Raw genomic sequence first — 19,416 nt, 5'->3', positions numbered from 1 at the left:
GCGAAATATCGTAGTGATATTTTTGTACCTTTAAAAAATTAGATTTTGACAAATGAATAAGGTAACACTTAAGGAGTTGGCCAAAGTTTTGAACATGTCTGTGTCTACCGTTTCCAAAGCTTTAAACGACAGCCATGAAATAAGCGATGCTACCAAGAAAATCGTAAAGAAATTTGCGCAAGAACGTAATTACCAACCAAACCCTTTAGCTAAATACCTGAAACTTGGTCGATCTAATAGTATTGGTGTTATATTGCCTTCTATAGGTAATCCCTTCCATAGTCAGATAATTGAGAACCTCCACAATTATGCAAGCCAACATAATTTCAACTTAATCATTATGCAGAGCAAAGACTCTGAAGAAATAGAGACAAAGGCGATAAAGGCTCTTTTGAATCAAGGAATAGATGGTATTATTATTTCCCCCGCTCATGAAACATCTAACATAGAGTTATTGAAAAAGATACATGAGAGCACCTGTCCTGTTATTATCTTTGATCGAATCAACTACGATCTCGACACCTATAAGATAGGTGTTAATAACTTTCAAAGTGGTTTCAATGCTACTGAAGAACTAATAAAAGGAGGACGAAAAAAAATTGTTATTCTTTGCGGAAAAAATATCGGCGTTACGAAACAAAGACTTGCTGGCTATGAAGAAGCCCTTAAAAGAAATAGCATAGAAGTAAATCAAAACTATATAGTTTACTGCAATTACAACAATAGTTTTGAAGAATTTGATAACGATCTAAAAGAAAAAATAGCCTATTTAATGCAGGATCGCGCCACCGCGCCAAACGCTATTTTCGGCACAACGGACACACTGACTACTCGCGTATTGGGAATATTGGCGGATTTAGAAATTCAAGTACCTGCAGAATTAGCAGTGATAGGTTTTGCAAATACAGAGATCGCAAACAGTCTTAATCCTGCACTATCTACAATTAGGCAACCTACCGCAGAAATTGCCTCCTTGTCTATAGAAATGCTAATTAAGCTTATAGCTAACAAAAAAAATCGAAGTCAAATAGACTTTCAAGAGTTTAAGCTTGATTCATCTATTCAACTTCGAAAATCAACAGATTTAAGCTCTTAAAACTTACATCTGTACCAATTTCATCTTAGGCACTAAAGCTCGCATTACTGTCCAAGCAATAAGATACGCTATTCCGCAAATCGAGAATATAATAAAATAACCGGCTTCTTCGCCTCGAAATCCCATAAATTGCATATTAGTACGACCTGCAAAGTCGAAGAGCATACCCGAAGACTTGTTTATTATAAAAGCTCCAATACCACCAGCAAGTCCGCCAATCCCCGTCACCGTAGCAATTGCTTTCTTAGGAAACATATCGCCTACTGTAGAGAAGATATTTGCAGACCACGCTTGATGCGCCGCACCGCCTATACCAATTAAGACTACAGGAAACCAATAACTAAGATGTCCTAAAGGCTGCGCTAGCATAACCACAAGCGGAAGGAATGCAAAGATCAACATGGCCTTCATACGACCAGCGTACGGATTCATTCCCAGCTTTTCCACGAAATAGGTAGGCAACCAACCGCCTATAATCGATAAAAGCGTAATTGCATAAAGGACGAAAACAGCAAGTTGACCTTCAAAATCGGAGGATTTAATATCATAGACAGAACTCAAGTAAGCTGGCATCCAAAATAAGAAAAACCACCAGACACCGTCTGTCATAAATTTACCAAAAGCGAATGCCCATGTTTGCCTATGTTTCAAACAAGATAAAATGGAGACCCTCTCCATCTTCTTCTTTGCATTCAAATCAGCATTTTCTTCTAGCGTATTGTCTTGCTGAATATAATTTAACTCTGCCTCGTTTACTCTCGGATTTCCTTCCGGTTTATCATACATGAAAATCCAAAAGCCCATCCAGACAAAACCCAATCCACCGATTATGATAAAGGACATCTCCCATCCCCATAATTTTGCAATCAGCGGTATTGTCAAAGGGGCAACTAAAGCGCCTACAGTTGCTCCTGCATTAAATATACTGGTAGAGTAAGCTCTATCTTTCTTAGGAAAATACTCTGCGGTAGCTTTGATTGCAGCAGGAAAATTACCGGCCTCACCGATTGCAAGGACTAGACGTGCAAAAATAAATAGCACCACGCTGACATTGATTACTCGACCAACGTCTTGGACTTGCCCAATAGCTTCTCGGGCACCTTCAAATCCTACAAACCATTCACCTGCGACGATACCAGAAGTTGCGATTCCGCAAAAAGCGTGGATAACAGCACCTACCGACCACACTCCTATTGCCCATAAAAATCCTTTTTTTGTATCCATCCAATCGACGAATCGACCCGCAAAAAGCATACTTACAGCGTAAAAAATAGAAAACAAAGCGGTAATATTACCATAATCATTGTTCGTCCAATGAAATTCCGGAGCGATAAAATCTTTCCAGGTCAAGGACAGTACCTGCCGATCTAAATAGTTAATAGTAGTAGCAAAAAAAAGCAAGGCGCAAATTGACCACCTATACTTGCTCATTGAATTAGACTTCATAAAGTTTATATAACAAGGTTTAGTAAATATTAAAGTTAAGGTTTTGAGCTAATAATTCCTAATTCCAGTCCACGAATTTCAGCTAAACCCTTTAATCGACCTATTGCTGAATACCCTGGATTCGTTACTTTTTGCAAATCATCCAACATTTGGTGACCATGGTCAGGTCTAAATGGAATAGGCTGTTCTCTCTTCTGGTTTTCATCGATAAAGATATTTAAGACAGCGGCCATATCTACATCACCGTCCAAATGGTCTGCTTCATAGAAATTACCCTGCTCATCCTTTTTCACATTGCGGAAGTGTGCAAAATGTACACGGTGTTTTAATGCTTCTGCAATCTCAGGAACATTATTGTTTATTCCTGCGCCCAATGAACCTGTGCAAAAACAAACCCCGTTAAAGCTCCTGTCCAATCCATTAATGATATTCAGATAATCCTGTTTATTTGAGGCAATCCTTGGTAAACCTAATATCGGATAAGGAGGATCGTCCGGATGTATCGCCATCTTAATATTATTTTCCTCGCATACTTCAGCGATTTCATTCAAAAACCAAAGAAGATTATTAAGTAATCCGTCGAATCCAATCTCTTTATATATTTCAAGGCTTGCGTGAAGATCTTCTAGACTAATATCTTTCTCACTTGGAATCCCCATTAGGATAACTCTATTTAAATCTTCTATATCGGCCGCCGTAAATCCTTCAAAACGTCTTTTTGCCTCTTCGACGATCTCGTGTGGATAATCCTTTTCTGCATGCTCTCTTTTCAAGATATAGAGATCGAACGCGGCCAAATCGGTCCAATTAAAGTAAAGTGCTTTTGCACCATTTGTAAGTTCCAGGTCCAGTTTAGTTCTAGTCCAGTCCAGTACCGGCATAAAATTATATGTCACGATGTGTATACCGCAAGAGGCAAGATTGCGTAGCGATTGCTTATAATTTTCGATATACTGTGCTGCATCACTTCTTCTTGTCTTGATAGCTTCGTGCACTGGAACACTTTCGACAACAGACCATTTCAGTCCAGATTCTTCGATGATTCTCTTCCGTTCCTGAATATCTTCCACAGGCCACACATCTCCATGCGTTATATGGTGTAAAGCAGTGACGATCCCTGTAGCTCCAGCTTGTTTTACATCTTGTAGACTGACCGAATCACTAGGGCCATACCATCTCCAAGTTTGTTCAAATCTATTTTTCATTCAACTATTTTGTTTTTTTGTATTGTTCTTAAGCAACTTCTTAAACTCCACTCCACGCATTAAATCCCCCATCGACGTAGACAGTTTCTCCTGAAACAAAGGATGACGCATCACTCAATAAATAAACCAACGTACCCTCCAGCTCAGATGGATCTCCTAGCCTCGTAAAAGGTGTTCCATTGATGAATTTTTGCGCGCGGGAAGTGTATGTCCCATCCGTGTTGGTAAGTAACGCCCTGTTTTGTTCGGTCAAAAATACCCCAGGAGCAATCGCGTTTACTCTAATCTTATCTCCATACCGGAGTGCTAATTCAGTTGCCATCCATTTGGTAAATCCAATAACTCCGTTTTTGGCTACCGTATAACCCAGCACACGGGTAATAGCCTGACTTGAAGATAACGATCCTATATTAATAATAGAACCTTTGCCATTCTCTGCAATTACCTTCCCAAAAACATGAGTTGGAATAATGGTACCAAACAAGTTTAGTTCAATAGCTTTAATCGTATCTTGTATATTTGAGGCGAAGAGATCTTGTTCCGGAGCAATTGTTGCACCTTGAATATTGCCTCCTGCAGCATTTACCAAGCCATCTATTGTCCCCCATTTTTCCAGTATCTGCTCTCTGGCGACTATCATGGACTGCTCGTCCATTACATCGCCTACAATAGCAAGTCCCTCGCTACCAAATGTCTCCACTAACCGTACTCGCTCGTCTGCACGCGCTTGATCACGACCAATAATACACACTTTAGCCTTTGCTTCTGCAAGTGCCTTTACAAAAGATTTCCCTAAAACACCCGTACCTCCAGTGACTATTATTACCTTTCCCTTCAAGGAAAATTTATCTAAAACGCTCATTTAACAACTGTTTATAATTTTATCAAAGCAAGATACCCAAAAAAACAACAATAAATGAACGTAAAATACGATAACGATTGCGGTAAATTTATGTATCAGCAGTCTCCTATTTATCACAGTTAAATCGTATTTTAGAGCATTAATCAAAACCATTGTAATGAAAAGTGTATTATCTTTTGGAGAAATATTAATCAGACAACAAGCTGTAGGCAATTCCTTTTTTGAGAAAGGCAATAATTTATCCAGATTGTATCCAGGAGGTTCAGAAGCAAATGTAGCTGTATCGTTAGCGCAAATGGGGACAAAAACTTCTTATTACAGTGCTTTTCCCGACAATCCACTTTCTTCCGAAATTATAGCTATACTCCACGAATCTAATGTGGACACGTGTAAAGTCTCCAAAATCGGAGATAGGATTGGCTCGTATATTCTGCTATCTGCCAACGGCCTTACCAAAGGAGAAGTAATATATGATCGAAAGTATTCAAGTTTTAGCCAGCTTCGTCCAGAAGACATCGATTACGGAACATTATTGGAAAATATAGATTGGTTGCATTGGACTGCCCTAACACCTGCTCTTAATGAACAGATGGCTTCATTAACCTATCAATTATTGAAAGAAGCAAGTTCAAGAAATATCACCATTTCAGTAGATTTAAATTACAGGAGTAAGCTCTGGCAATATGGTAAACAACCTATTGAAATAATGCCACAACTGGTTGAATACTGTGATGTAGTAATGGGCAATATTTGGGCAGCAAATAAAATGCTAGGAACATCTATTGATGAGTCGCTGAACCGCGAAACCGAGATTCAAACGTATTATGAATATGCAGTAAAATCAGCAAAGGATATATTCGATAAATTTCCTAAAGTAAAACATATCGCCAATACCTATCGTTTTATGGATAATCCTACACACAATCTTTTCTACGGAACCTATCATTCAAGAGAAGATAATAGTATCTCTAAAATATATGAAACTAATGCGGTTATCGATCGCATAGGAAGTGGTGATGCATTTATGGCAGGATTTATTCATGCGCTGAAAAACACATCTGATCCTCAGCAAATAATCGAAATAGCCACGGGCGCAGGATATCAAAAACTATTTGTGGAAGGTGATTTTGGAAACGGAAAATTTAATTAATTATGAACGATATATTAGAAACAATCAATAAATACCCTGTAATACCGGTTTATTATCATGATGACAGCACAAAATGTATTGAAATCGTTAAGGCTGCTTATGATGGTGGAATTCGTGTTTTCGAATTTGTAAATCGAGGTGAAAAAGCTTTGGAAAACTTCAAGATATTATTGGACTATAAGAAGTCACATCTACCTGGGTTGGTACTAGGCATAGGAACGATAAAAAATGTGGAACAAGCGAAAAACTTTTTAGCGATTGGCGCGGAATTTATTGTAAGTCCTATTATTGAACCAAGTATAGCTCGAGAAACATTAGATAAGGGCATTTTATGGATTCCGGGCTGTATGACGCCTTCTGAAATCGCTGTCGCAGAAAAACTGGGAGCCCCACTTGTTAAATTATTCCCTGGAGACACGCTTGGTCCAAAATTTTTAAAAGCGATCAAACCTTTGTTTCCTAAGGTGAAATTCATGCCTACAGGTGGTGTTGACGTAGAAGAAAAAAATATTCAGGAATGGTTTGATGCAGGAGTATACTCTGTTGGTCTTGGTTCCAAGTTATTCCAAGAACCACTAGGCGCTACCGATTATTCGTGGCTAGCTGATCGAAGTAAGCAATTGTTGAGCTGGATCAAAAAATAAATATTCCAAGCATTGTAGAAACAATAAAGGCTAGCAAATTTGCTAGCCTTTATTGTTTCTATAGTAGAAAGAGAAGATTAATCTTCCTCTTTCGATGCCAATAATTGATCGTATTCTTCACGGGAACCTACGATAATATTACTGTATTTACGTAGACCGGTACCAGAAGGAATTAAGTGACCAACAATTACATTTTCTTTCAAACCTAATAAATTATCACGTTTACCTGCAATAGCTGCTTCGTTCAATACTTTTGTAGTTTCCTGGAAGGATGCTGCAGAAATGAACGATTTAGTTCCTAATGAAGCTCTAGTGATACCTTGCAACAACGGGCTCGAAGTAGCAGGAATTGCATCACGCACTTCAACCAATTTCAAGTCTTGACGTTTTAAACTAGAGTTCTCTTCACGAAGTTTGCGCAAAGTAACAATTTGTCCTGCGCGTAAAGTCGGAGAATCGCCTGATTCGACAATAACTTTTTTATCGTATAGCGAATCATTTTCTTCCATGAAATCCCATTTGTTTACGGCTTCTTTTTCTAAGAAGCGTGTGTCACCGGGATCCTCAATATGAACTTTTTGCATCATTTGGTGAACAATTGTTTCAAAGTGCTTATCGTTAATTTTCACACCTTGAAGACGGTAAACCTCTTGAATACCATTTACAATATATTCCTGAACTGCTGCTGGCCCTTTAATGGATAGGATATCTCCAGGAGCAATCTGACCATCTGACAAAGGCATACCTGCTTTAATAAAATCGTTATCCTGTACCAGAATATGCTTTGAAAGAGGAACCAAATACTTCTTCACCTGCCCATCACGGGATTCGATCGAAATCTCACGGTTACCGCGCTTAACGCCACCTAATGATACCACACCATCGATTTCAGTAACAACAGCAGGATTAGAAGGATTACGTGCTTCAAACAATTCTGTTACACGAGGAAGACCACCCGTTATATCTCGTGTCTTACCGGTAGAACGAGGAATCTTAACTAAGATAGCTCCTTCTTTCACCTTCTGACCATTAGATACCGAAACGTGGGCTCCTACAGGGATGTTGTAAGAGCGGATTATTTCGCCCTTATTGTCAACAACTTTGATAGTTGGATTTTTCGTTTTATCGCGAGTTTCAATAATTACCTTTTCTTTGTGACCTGTTTGCTCATCAGATTCTTCACGGAAAGTAACACCTTCAATAACGGCATCAAACTCCACTTTACCTGCAAATTCTGAAATGATGACAGCATTATATGGATCCCAATCAACAATTTTGGTTCCTTTTTCTACTTTTTCTCCTTCTTTTACAAATAAATTTGAGCCGTAAGGAATAATTTGTTGATAAAGAACCTTATTCTCAGCACCGACAATTTTAACTTCACCCGAACGACCTAATACAACTTGGTATGGGCCAGTTGCTCCCTCTTTTTCAACTGTACGAACGTTTTCAAATTCAACAATACCCTCGTGTTTAGCAATAATAGTTGACTCGTTGGCAATGTTAGACGCTGTACCACCCACGTGAAATGTACGAAGTGTTAACTGCGTACCAGGCTCTCCAATGGATTGTGCGGCAATTACACCCACAGCTTCCCCCATTTGAACGCGTTTACCCGAAGCCAAATTACGTCCATAACAACAAGCACATACGCCTCGTTTAGATTCACAAGTTAATACCGAACGAATTTCAACACCTTCAATACCTGCTGCCTCTATAGCATAGCCAACCTCTTCATTAATATCTTCATTAGCTGCCACGATCAACGCGTTAGTTTCTGGATGATATACATCATGAAGTGGTGTACGACCTAAAATACGATCATATAATGGTTCAACAATATCATCGTTATCTTTCAATGCCGTTGTATAGATTCCACGTAAACCTCCACAATCGTGGTCTACGACAATCATATCCTGAGCAACATCATGCAAACGACGTGTTAAATAACCTGCATCGGCTGTTTTCAATGCCGTATCGGCAAGACCTTTACGCGCACCGTGTGTAGAAATAAAGTACTCTAATACAGATAGACCTTCTTTAAAGTTTGATAAAATCGGGTTTTCAATGATTTCACCCCCTGAATTACCAGATTTCTGAGGTTTCGCCATCAAACCACGCATACCACACAACTGACGAATCTGTTCTTTTGAACCACGCGCTCCAGAATCCAACATCATATACACGGAGTTGAAACCTTGGTTATCATTTGATAAGATGTCCATCACGTGCGCAGTCAATCTGTTATTGATACGCGTCCAGATATCGATGATTTGATTGTAACGTTCATTGTTCGTAATGAAACCCATATTATAGTTATTCATTACATCTTCTACCTCATTAGTAGCCTGAGCGATCAGATCAGCTTTTGCATCAGGAATATTCAAATCTTGCAAGTTGAATGACAAACCGCCTTTGAAGGCTGTTTGGAATCCTAATTCTTTCATATCATCCAAAAATTTCGCTGCACGAGCCATACCCGTGTTTTTCACGATCTCTCCAATGACATTACGAAGCGATTTCTTTGTTAAAATTTCATTGATGTAACCAACTTCATGTGGAACAATCTGGTTAAAGATTACTCGTCCTACGGTCGTTTCAATGATTTGCTGAGCATACTGTTCATCTCCAACTTTAACTTGAGTTTTAACTTTAATCCAAGCGTGAAGATCGACTTGTTGCTCATTTAATGCAATGATGACTTCTTCTGGAGAATAGAAAATACTTCCTTCGCCTCTCATCTTACGATTTTCGTCCGATTTACGGCCTTTAGTAATATAGTAAAGACCCAATACCATATCTTGAGACGGTACTGCAACCGGAGAACCGTTAGCAGGATTCAAAATATTATGTGCAGCCAACATTAAGATTTGGGCTTCCAAAATTGCAGCATTGCCCAACGGTAAGTGGACTGCCATCTGGTCACCATCAAAATCGGCGTTGAATGCTGTACATACCAACGGGTGTAATTGGATTGCCTTACCCTCTACTAAAGTAGGTTGGAAAGCCTGAATACCCAAACGGTGAAGCGTAGGCGCACGGTTTAGTAATACAGGGTGACCTTTCAGTACGTTTTCAAGGATATCCCATACAACAGGATCTTTACGATCTACGATTTTCTTAGCTGATTTTACTGTTTTTACAATACCACGCTCAATCATCTTACGAATGATAAACGGTTTGTAAAGCTCAGCAGCCATATCTTTAGGAAGACCACACTCATGTAATTTCAAGTGAGGCCCCACGACGATTACCGAACGAGCCGAATAATCGACACGCTTACCTAATAAGTTTTGACGGAAACGACCTTGTTTACCTTTCAAAATATCAGATAATGACTTCAACGCACGGTTACCTTCGGTCTTAACAGCATTCACTTTACGTGAGTTGTCAAACAAAGAATCCACAGCTTCTTGAAGCATACGTTTTTCGTTACGCAAGATCACTTCAGGAGCTTTGATTTCGATCAAACGTTTCAAACGATTGTTACGGATAATTACGCGACGGTATAAGTCATTCAAATCCGAAGTTGCAAAACGTCCTCCATCCAAAGGAACTAAAGGTCGCAATTCTGGTGGAATGATAGGAACAATTTTTACGATCATCCACTCTGGACGATTTTCAATACGATCTCTCGAACCACGGAATGCTTCTACAACATGAAGGCGTTTTAAGGCCTCATTTTTACGTTGTTGAGAAGTCTCATTAGCCGCTTGATGTCTTAAGTTATATGATAATTGATCAAGATCAATACGTCTCAGCAATTCTTCTAAAGCTTCGGCACCCATCTTTGCAACAAACTTTTGAGGGTCGTTGTCATCCAAATATTGGTTCTCCTTCGGTAAAGTATCTAAAATATCTAAATACTCTTCTTCCGTTAAGAAATCCATATAAGAAATACCATCATCTTCTTTGATACCGGCTTGAATCACCACGTATCTTTCATAATAGATGATCATATCCAGTTTCTTAGTAGGAAGACCTAATAAGTATCCAATTTTGTTGGGAAGAGAACGGAAGTACCATATATGTGCAACCGGCACCACCAAAGAGATGTGCCCCATACGCTCACGACGTACTTTTTTCTCTGTAACTTCAACACCACAACGATCACACACGATACCCTTATAACGGATACGTTTATATTTCCCACAGTGACATTCATAATCTTTTACAGGACCGAAGATCCGTTCACAGAATAGACCATCACGTTCCGGTTTGTATGTACGATAGTTGATCGTTTCTGGCTTTACAACTTCACCGCTTGAACGTTCCAAGATTGTCTCCGGAGATGCTAAGCTGATCGTAATCGATGTGAAGTTGCTTTTAATTTTATTATCTTTTTTGTAAGACATACTTATTCAAAAGTTAAAGCTTTAAAGAAGCTTAACAGAATGTTTCATCCATTAAGCCCTATGAGCTTGATTAATCTAATGTGATATCTAAACCTAAACCACGCAACTCATGTACCAATACGTTGAATGATTCCGGTACTGATGGAGTTGGCAAATTGTTACCTTTGACGATTGCTTCGTAAGTTTTTGCACGACCTACAACATCATCGGATTTCACGGTCAAGATCTCCTGAAGGATATTAGATGCACCAAATGCCTCTAATGCCCATACCTCCATCTCACCAAAACGTTGACCACCAAATTGCGCTTTACCACCCAATGGTTGCTGTGTAATCAATGAATACGGTCCGATCGAACGTGCGTGCATTTTATCATCTACCATGTGACCTAATTTCAACATATAGATCACACCTACCGTAGTAGGTTGATCAAAGCGTTCTCCAGTCAATCCATTGTAAAGATATGTACGCCCCGATTTAGGTAATTCCGCTTTTGCCACCCACTCTTCTACTTGACCCATTTCAGCTCCGTCGAAGATTGGTGTAGCGAACTTCATTCCTAATTTTTGACCTGCCCATCCAAGAACTGTCTCATAAATCTGACCCAAGTTCATACGAGAAGGTACACCCAAAGGATTCAGTACGATATCGACCGGCGTTCCATCTTCTAAGAAAGGCATATCTTCATCACGTACAATACGTGCAACAATACCCTTATTACCGTGACGACCAGCCATCTTATCTCCAACTTTCAATTTACGTTTTTTAGCTACGTAAACTTTAGCCATTTGAACTATACCTGACGGCAATTCATCTCCTACTGAGATCGCGAATTTATCACGTTTGAAAGCTCCTAACTCTTCGTTATACTTTATATTGTAATTATGAAGAGACATTTTAATCATCTCATTCTTTTCCTCATCGGTAGTCCAACCCGTTGGATTGATGTGTGCGTAGTCTAAATCCGTTAAGATCTTTTGCGTAAACTTAGCACCTTTTGCCACCAATAATTCGCGATAAGAGTTATAAACTCCTTGACTAGTTTTACCGTTTACAACAGTAAATAACTTGTCTACCAAACGCTCTTTTAATGATCTTAGATTTTTATCATGCGCTACTTCTAATTTTTCCAAAGCCTTTTTCTCGACGTCTTTAGACATTTTCTTAGCGCGGGAAAATAATTTAGTATCAATTACAACACCTTTGATAGAAGGTGGAGTTTTTAAAGACGCATCCTTAACATCGCCAGCCTTGTCGCCAAAGATAGCACGTAATAATTTCTCTTCTGGAGAAGGGTCCGATTCACCTTTAGGTGTAATTTTACCGATCAAAATATCGCCCTCGCCCACTTCTGCTCCAATGCGAATGATACCATTCTCATCCAAATCTTTAGTAGCTTCTTCTGATACATTCGGAATATCGGCTGTCAATTCTTCCTCGCCGCGTTTCGTATCACGAACCTCCAATTCGAATTCTTCAATGTGCAATGAAGTGAAAATATCTTGAGACACAACACGTTCAGAAATTACGATCGCATCCTCAAAATTATATCCCTGCCAAGGCATGAATGCCACTTTCAGATTACGTCCCAATGCCAATTCACCATCTTCAGTAGCGTAACCTTCACAAAGCACTTGACCTTTAGTAACTTTTTGTCCCTTTCTTACGATAGGTTTTAAGTTGATACAAGTGTTCTGATTGGTTTTCTTGAATTTGATCAATCGATATGTTCTAATATCATCGTCAAATGAAACCAAACGATCATCTTCGTTACGTTCGTAGCGAATCTTTATTTCCTGTGCATCCACATATTCTACTACCCCGTTTCCTTCCGCATTAATTAACGTCCGAGAATCCGAAGCCACACGGCCTTCTAATCCAGTTCCAACAATAGGAGCTTGTGGGCGCAACAATGGAACAGCTTGACGTTGCATGTTAGATCCCATCAAGGCACGGTTCGCATCATCATGTTCCAAGAAAGGAATTAATGACGCTGCAATAGATGTAATCTGATTAGGAGCAACGTCCATATAATCTAATTTCTCAGGTACGATAATCGGAAAATCACCTTCATATCTAGCTTTTACTTTAGGATCTAAATAATTACCGTTATCATCATATTGTGCATTTGCCTGCGCAATAGTTTTACCATCCTCATCTTCCGCAGATAAATATACTACGGGTTCATTTACGACAACTTTACCATCTCTTACAATACGGTAGGGAGTCTCAATGAAACCTAAGTTATTAATCTTAGCATGCACCGATAGTGAAGAGATCAAACCGATGTTTGGACCTTCTGGCGTTTCGATCGTACAAAGACGGCCATAATGCGTATAGTGAACGTCACGTACCTCGAAACCCGCTCGCTCACGGGAAAGACCACCTGGCCCTAAAGCTGACAAACGACGTTTGTGTGTGATCTCAGCCAACGGATTTGTTTGATCCATAAACTGAGAAAGTTGATTCGTTCCGAAGAATGAATTGATCACAGACGATAATGTACGCGCATTAATCAAATCCGTAGGTGTAAACACCTCATTATCCCTGATATTCATACGCTCGCGAATCGTACGCGCCATACGGGCTAAACCAACTCCAAATTGCGCATATAATTGCTCACCTACCGTACGTACACGACGATTTGACAAGTGATCGATATCATCCACCTCCGCTTTTGAATTGATCAGGTTGATCAGATATTTTACGATAGCGATAATATCTTGACGTGTCAATACCTTCGTTTCGGCAGCCGTATCCAACTGAAGCTTACGATTGATCCGATAACGCCCTACATCACCTAAATCATAACGCTTATCCGAGAAGAACAAACGATCTATGATACCACGAGCGGTCTCCTCATCAGGTGGTTCTGCATTACGTAATTGACGATAGATGTGTTCTACCGCTTCTTTTTCAGAATTTGATGTATCTTTCTGTAAAGTATTATATATAATAGAATAGTCCGCATTGTTCGAATCATCATCTTTTGCCAATATAATAGATTTAACACCGGCGTCGATGATCATATCAATGTGATCTTCTTCTAGGACAGTTTCTCGTTCAAGTATGATTTCGTTACGGTCTATCGATACAACTTCACCTGTATCCTCATCCACGAAATCTTCAATCCATTTTTTTAATACCCTAGCCGCCAAGCGACGACCAACATATTTCTTTAAACCAGATTTACTAACTTTTACTTCATCTGCAAGGTCGAACAATTCTAAGATATCTTTATCCGAATCAAAACCGATTGCGCGTAATAAAGTTGTAACTGGGAATTTTTTCTTACGATCGATATAAGCGTACATCACATTGTTCACGTCTGTAGCAAATTCGATCCAAGAACCTTTAAAAGGAATTACCCTAGCAGAATAAAGTTTAGTACCATTTGTGTGTCTACTCTGACCAAAGAAAACACCAGGAGAGCGGTGTAACTGAGATACAATAACACGTTCAGCACCATTGATAACAAATGTACCTTTGGGAGTCATGTAAGGAATTGTACCTAAATATACATCTTGTACGATTGTTTCGAAATCTTCGTGCTCTTCATCATTACAAGATAACCTTAATTTTGCCTTTAAAGGCACGCTGTAAGTTAGACCACGTTCGATACACTCTTGGATATCATAGCGCGGTGGATCAATGAAATAATCCAAAAACTCGAGCACAAAAATGTTTCTTGAATCAGAAATAGGGAAGTTTTCCGCGAAAACCTTGTACAACCCTTCCTGATGGCGATTATCAGAAGTAGTTTCTAATTGAAAAAACTCCTTGAAAGATTGCAGTTGCACATCCAAGAAATCGGGGTAATCAATTACCTTCTTACTTGTAGCAAAATTTACTCTTTCTTTTTGAATATTACTGTTTGCCAAGGGAATAAGATTTTAGTTTAAAAAAACTGAGCTTAACTGTGCTGTCATGTTGTAAATGTAAAGGAGCCAGCACTACCTCTTTACACGACTTATAGTATAAAACAGGAATAGACTCTGATAGAAATGCTATCAGAGTCTAACCTTTTGGGGCTTTATTTGAGATTACTTAATCTCAACAACAGCTCCAGCTTCTTCTAATTGTTTTTTCAAAGCTTCTGCTTCATCTTTAGAAACACCAACTTTTAATTCTTTAGGAGCGCCGTCAACTAAATCTTTAGCTTCTTTCAAACCTAAGCCAGCTAAATCTTTAACTAATTTAACTACCGCTAGTTTTGAACCGCCAGCTTCTTTCAAGATTACATCAAAAGATGTTTTCTCTTCAGCTGCAGCAGCACCGCCATCAGCAGGAGCAGCAGCAACTGCAACAGCCGCAGCAGCAGGCTCGATACCATATTCGTCTTTTAGGATATCAGCTAATTCCTTAACTTCTTTTACTGTTAAGTTTACTAACTGTTCAGCAAGTTGTTTTAAATCTGCCATTTTATTTTGATTTTTGAATTTACTTAATAATGTTGTTAATTAATATTACGAACTTTTAAATTAATGAGGCGTTCGTTATCCTCTTTGTTCTAAAGCTTTTACTAAACCTGAGATAGTATTTCCACCCGATTGAAGTGCAGAAATAACATTCTTCGCTGGAGATTGAAGCGCTGCGATAATGTCTGCAACAAGTTCATCCTTAGATTTAAGGGTAACTAATGCATTCAATTGATCGTCACCGATAAAAGCTGTTTCTTGAATATACGCGCCTTTCAGCACAGGTTTATCACCTGATTTACGCAACTCTTTGATCAGCTTTGCTGGTGCATTTCCTGATTCAGAAAATAACAATGTAGAAGCACCTTTAAGTACACTACGTAGTTCTTCCGAATCGATTCCTGCTTCGATAAGTGCTTTCTCGATTAATGAGTTCTTAGCAACTTGGATGATGATCCCTTGCTCGTAACACTTGCGACGAATTCCATTGATCTTGTCAACAGTTAAATCAGCAGTGTCAGTAATATAAAAATTACCAAAAGATTTAATCTGTTCGGCCAAAGCTTGAACAATTTCTTGTTTTTCTTCTTTTCTCATGATTAAATTCCTGCTACTGATTTAGTTTCGATATGAATACCGGGACTCATTGTTGATGAGATATGGATACTCTTGAAGTATGTTCCCTTTGCTGCTGAAGGTTTTAATTTTGCGATAATTTGTAATACTTCTAAAGCATTATCATAAATCTTCTCTGCAGGGAAAGACACTTTTCCAACTGAAGTGTGGATGATACCGGTTTTGTCAACTTTGAAATCGATCTTACCACCTTTTACATCTGTTACAGCTTTACCTACCTCTGTAGTTACTGTACCAGTTTTAGGATTTGGCATTAGGTTTCTCGGACCTAAAATACGTCCCAGTTTACCCACTTTTGCCATCACACTAGGCATGGTAATGATGATGTCAACATCAGTCCAACCACCTTCGATTTTGCTGATATAGTCGTCAAGACCTACGTAATCTGCACCAGCAGCTTTAGCCTCTTCCTCCTTATCAGGAGTACACAATACTAAAACACGCACAGTTTTACCAGTTCCGTGAGGTAATGTCGCAATACCACGAACCATTTGATTCGCTTTACGTGGATCTACGCCTAAACGAACGTCGATATCCACTGAAGCATCAAATTTAGTTGTCGTGATCTCCTTTACTAAAGCCGCAGCTTCTTGTAAAGAGTACGCCTTACCAGCTTCAATTTTGGATAGTGCCGCTTTTTGATTTTTTGTTAATCTAGCCACTTTCTTAAATTGATTTCGTTAATTAATTTTTCCAAGGAGCGTCACCTGAAACAGTGATACCCATACTACGCGCCGTTCCAGCTACCATTTTCATAGCTGACTCTACAGTAAATGCGTTCAAATCCGGCATTTTATCTTTAGCAATAACCTCAACCTGTTCCCAAGTCACCGCAGCAACTTTCTTACGGTTAGGCTCACCCGATCCACTTTTTAATTTAGCAGCATCTTTCAATTGAATAGCTACCGGTGGAGTTTTGATGATAAAATCAAACGATTTGTCGGCATAAACAGTAATGACAACAGGTAAAACCTGACCTGGTTTGTCTTGCGTACGAGCATTGAACTGCTTACAGAAATCCATTATGTTCACACCCTTAGCACCTAAAGCAGGTCCTACTGGAGGAGATGGATTGGCTGCGCCGCCCTTAACTTGTAATTTTACTAACGCACTGACTTCTTTTGCCATTTTGTTATAAATTTAATGTGTTAAATGTTTGTTAGTAAGTTGGAAGCAAATAACGTAACATTTATTCATTTGATCTAAAAATCTAATCTTGCAACCAAATGAGGTGCAAAGATATACAAAATATAATCATCAACAAACTATTTTTAAATATATTTCTATTATTGACCTATAAAAAAGCCCTCCTGATTTCAGAAGGGCTTACTAATATTTTTACGTTATATTTATCTATTCTTTGTCTACCTGCATATAGTTAAGTTCTAGCGGTGTCTTACGACCAAAAACTTTTACCATTACCGTAAGTTTCTTTTTATCTTCATGCACTTCTTCGATTTCGCCCGTAAAACCATTAAATGGACCATCCACTACTTTCACGGCTTCACCTACATAATAGGTAACATTAATGGTCTCTCCTTGCTCAGCCATTTCGTCCACCTTACCCAAAATACGGTTTATTTCCGCCTGACGAAGTGGAATCGCGTTGCCGGCCTTATCGCCCAAGAAACCTATTACACTATTTAAGTTTTTGATTATATGTTCGATCTCGCCATCTAAAGTCGCCTCGATAAGCACATATCCAGGATAATAGTTACGCTCTTTTGCTACTTTCTTACCATCACGCATTTGATAGTATTTCTCCATAGGTATCAATACCTGTGGAACCAAATGCTGAACACCAAGACGACTTACTTCCGCCTCTATATATTGCTTTACTTTTTTTTCCTTACCACTTACAGCACGCACCACGTACCATTTCAAACTCTGATCAGCCATAGATATTGGATTGATAAAATTAAGAAGCTGTACCGTACAACACCTCTAACACATTACTTGAGGCCTTGTCCATTACAAAAATGATCAATGCGATTAAAATAGACGCAACAAGTACGACAACTGCATGATTTTGCAACTGAGACCACGTAGGCCAAGTTACCTTCTCCGTAATCTCAACATAAGAGTCTTTAAAAAAATCAAGTACTTTAGCCATTATAGTTACTTAAGTTATGTTAGCACGGGCACAAGGATTCGAACCCTGATCGAAGGTTTTGGAGACCTCTATTCTACCATTGAACTATGCCCGTGTAGTTATTATTTCAATGCTGCAAATATAGTGTTTACGACACATTACAGCAAATATTATTTATTTTTTTTCACCGTTAAGCGAAGTAAATCCTTAGAAAAAATAAGCTAATCAGCATCAGCTAATTAGCTTATTTTTATATTGTAGTTACAATCTCTAAGACTATAAAATTTCAGTTACCTGACCAGCACCTACTGTACGACCACCTTCACGGATAGCGAAACGTAGACCTTTTTCCATAGCGATAGGAGAAATCAACTTAACTGTGATTGTAACGTTATCACCTGGCATAACCATCTCAGTACCTTCAGCTAATGAAATTTCACCAGTAACATCTGTTGTACGGAAATAGAATTGAGGACGGTATTTGTTAAAGAATGGAGTGTGACGTCCACCTTCAGCTTTTGACAACACGTAAACTTCAGCTTTGAAGTGATCGTGAGGAGTTACCGAACCTGGTTTACAGATAACCATACCACGACGGATATCAGTTTTCTCAATACCACGCAACAATAAACCTACGTTATCACCAGCTTCACCGTAATCTAAGATTTTGCGGAACATCTCCACACCTGTTACTGTAGATTTCAAGTTCTCAGCGCCCATACCTAAGATCTCAACTGGATCACCAGAGTTGATTACACCTCTTTCGATACGACCTGTTGCTACTGTACCACGACCTGTGATAGAGAACACATCTTCTACTGGCATCAAGAAAGGAAGCTCAGTCAAACGTGGAGGAATTGGAATGTAATTATCAACAGCATCCATCAATTCCATAATTTTCTCTACCCATTCAGGTTCACCATTAAGCGCCCCTAAAGCAGATCCTTTGATTACAGGAATATCATCACCTGGGTATTCATAGAATGATAATAATTCACGAACTTCCATTTCAACTAAGTCTATTAACTCTTCGTCATCGACTAAGTCAGTTTTGTTCATGAAAACAACTAATGCTGGAACACCTACTTGGCGAGCCAATAAGATGTGCTCACGAGTTTGAGGCATAGGACCGTCAGTAGCAGCTACCACGATGATCGCACCATCCATTTGAGCAGCACCAGTAACCATGTTTTTCACGTAATCCGCGTGACCAGGACAGTCAACGTGTGCATAGTGACGCGCCGCTGTTGAATATTCAACGTGTGCCGTATTAATTGTAATACCACGTTCTTTTTCTTCAGGAGCAGAGTCAATTGAATCAAATGAACGAGCTTCTGATAGACCTTTATCAGCTAATACTTTAGTGATAGCTGCAGTTGTAGTAGTTTTACCGTGGTCAACGTGACCGATTGTACCAATGTTTAAGTGTGGTTTACTACGGTCAAATTTCTCTTTTGCCATGTTTATGCGAATTAGTAATTATTAAATATTTCGTTATTAAAATTCATTACAA

The 19,416-nt window shown here is 39.0% G+C and carries 15 protein-coding genes and 1 tRNA gene; 3 read left to right on the top strand and 13 right to left on the bottom strand.

The window, feature by feature from the left end; all coding sequences use genetic code 11:
- Positions 1 to 52 precede the first annotated feature (52 nt).
- On the top strand, positions 53 to 1,096 hold the full coding sequence (locus FAZ19_RS05420) for a LacI family DNA-binding transcriptional regulator (protein ID WP_136819661.1): 1,044 nt from the start codon (positions 53 to 55) through the stop codon (positions 1,094 to 1,096).
- A 3-nt stretch (positions 1,097 to 1,099) separates the two neighbouring features.
- On the opposite strand, the gene FAZ19_RS05415 is transcribed toward FAZ19_RS05420, so the two are convergent.
- From FAZ19_RS05415 to FAZ19_RS05405, 3 genes are read right to left on the bottom strand one after another with little or no spacing between them, the layout of a single operon-like run.
- The gene (locus tag FAZ19_RS05415) at positions 1,100 to 2,542 is read right to left on the bottom strand and encodes an MFS transporter (protein WP_136819660.1); all 1,443 of its coding nucleotides are present in this window, start codon (positions 2,540 to 2,542) and stop codon (positions 1,100 to 1,102) included.
- A gap of 35 nt (positions 2,543 to 2,577) precedes the next feature.
- The gene (uxuA, locus tag FAZ19_RS05410) at positions 2,578 to 3,747 is read right to left on the bottom strand and encodes a mannonate dehydratase (protein WP_136819659.1); all 1,170 of its coding nucleotides are present in this window, start codon (positions 3,745 to 3,747) and stop codon (positions 2,578 to 2,580) included.
- Between the two features lie 40 nt (positions 3,748 to 3,787).
- Positions 3,788 to 4,609, bottom strand: coding sequence for an SDR family oxidoreductase (locus FAZ19_RS05405; protein ID WP_136819658.1), 822 nt, complete (start codon positions 4,607 to 4,609; stop codon positions 3,788 to 3,790).
- A 157-nt stretch (positions 4,610 to 4,766) separates the two neighbouring features.
- On the opposite strand from FAZ19_RS05405, the gene FAZ19_RS05400 reads away from it, so the two are divergent.
- Entirely contained in the window at positions 4,767 to 5,759 is a 993-nt protein-coding gene (locus FAZ19_RS05400; protein ID WP_169305570.1) for a sugar kinase, read from the top strand.
- 2 nt (positions 5,760 to 5,761) lie between these two features.
- On the top strand, positions 5,762 to 6,403 hold the full coding sequence (locus FAZ19_RS05395) for a beta/alpha barrel domain-containing protein (RefSeq protein ID WP_136819656.1): 642 nt from the start codon (positions 5,762 to 5,764) through the stop codon (positions 6,401 to 6,403).
- 77 nt (positions 6,404 to 6,480) lie between these two features.
- On the opposite strand, the gene rpoC is transcribed toward FAZ19_RS05395, so the two are convergent.
- From rpoC to tuf, 10 genes are all read right to left on the bottom strand, one after another.
- Entirely contained in the window at positions 6,481 to 10,758 is a 4,278-nt protein-coding gene (gene rpoC / locus FAZ19_RS05390) for a DNA-directed RNA polymerase subunit beta' (RefSeq protein ID WP_136819655.1), read from the bottom strand.
- Positions 10,759 to 10,828: 70 nt separating this feature from the next.
- Complete coding sequence (gene rpoB / locus FAZ19_RS05385) at positions 10,829 to 14,638, bottom strand: DNA-directed RNA polymerase subunit beta (protein ID WP_136819654.1); 3,810 nt, start codon at positions 14,636 to 14,638, stop codon at positions 10,829 to 10,831.
- A 162-nt stretch (positions 14,639 to 14,800) separates the two neighbouring features.
- Complete coding sequence (gene rplL / locus FAZ19_RS05380) at positions 14,801 to 15,178, bottom strand: 50S ribosomal protein L7/L12 (protein ID WP_136819653.1); 378 nt, start codon at positions 15,176 to 15,178, stop codon at positions 14,801 to 14,803.
- Between the two features lie 75 nt (positions 15,179 to 15,253).
- On the bottom strand, positions 15,254 to 15,772 hold the full coding sequence (gene rplJ, locus FAZ19_RS05375; RefSeq protein WP_136819652.1) for a 50S ribosomal protein L10: 519 nt from the start codon (positions 15,770 to 15,772) through the stop codon (positions 15,254 to 15,256).
- Between the two features lie 2 nt (positions 15,773 to 15,774).
- Positions 15,775 to 16,473 (bottom strand): 50S ribosomal protein L1, encoded by a 699-nt coding sequence (gene rplA / locus FAZ19_RS05370; RefSeq protein ID WP_136819651.1) that lies wholly within the window; start codon positions 16,471 to 16,473, stop codon positions 15,775 to 15,777.
- A 22-nt stretch (positions 16,474 to 16,495) separates the two neighbouring features.
- On the bottom strand, positions 16,496 to 16,939 hold the full coding sequence (rplK, locus tag FAZ19_RS05365; RefSeq protein WP_136819650.1) for a 50S ribosomal protein L11: 444 nt from the start codon (positions 16,937 to 16,939) through the stop codon (positions 16,496 to 16,498).
- Between the two features lie 225 nt (positions 16,940 to 17,164).
- On the bottom strand, positions 17,165 to 17,710 hold the full coding sequence (gene nusG / locus FAZ19_RS05360; protein WP_136819649.1) for a transcription termination/antitermination protein NusG: 546 nt from the start codon (positions 17,708 to 17,710) through the stop codon (positions 17,165 to 17,167).
- A 19-nt stretch (positions 17,711 to 17,729) separates the two neighbouring features.
- Positions 17,730 to 17,924 carry a preprotein translocase subunit SecE gene (secE, locus tag FAZ19_RS05355; protein ID WP_136819648.1) on the bottom strand — a complete coding sequence of 65 codons (195 nt, stop codon included), beginning with the start codon at positions 17,922 to 17,924 and terminating at the stop codon, positions 17,730 to 17,732.
- Positions 17,925 to 17,947: 23 nt separating this feature from the next.
- A tRNA-Trp gene (locus FAZ19_RS05350) sits at positions 17,948 to 18,018 on the bottom strand.
- Between the two features lie 161 nt (positions 18,019 to 18,179).
- The gene (gene tuf / locus FAZ19_RS05345; RefSeq protein WP_136819647.1) at positions 18,180 to 19,364 is read right to left on the bottom strand and encodes an elongation factor Tu; all 1,185 of its coding nucleotides are present in this window, start codon (positions 19,362 to 19,364) and stop codon (positions 18,180 to 18,182) included.
- Between the last annotated feature and the right edge of the window lie 52 nt (positions 19,365 to 19,416).

Origin of the sequence: Sphingobacterium alkalisoli (genome assembly GCF_005049105.1) — a bacterium.
Lineage (GTDB): Bacteria > Bacteroidota > Bacteroidia > Sphingobacteriales > Sphingobacteriaceae > Sphingobacterium > Sphingobacterium alkalisoli.
This window is presented reverse-complemented; position numbering and strand designations above follow the sequence as displayed.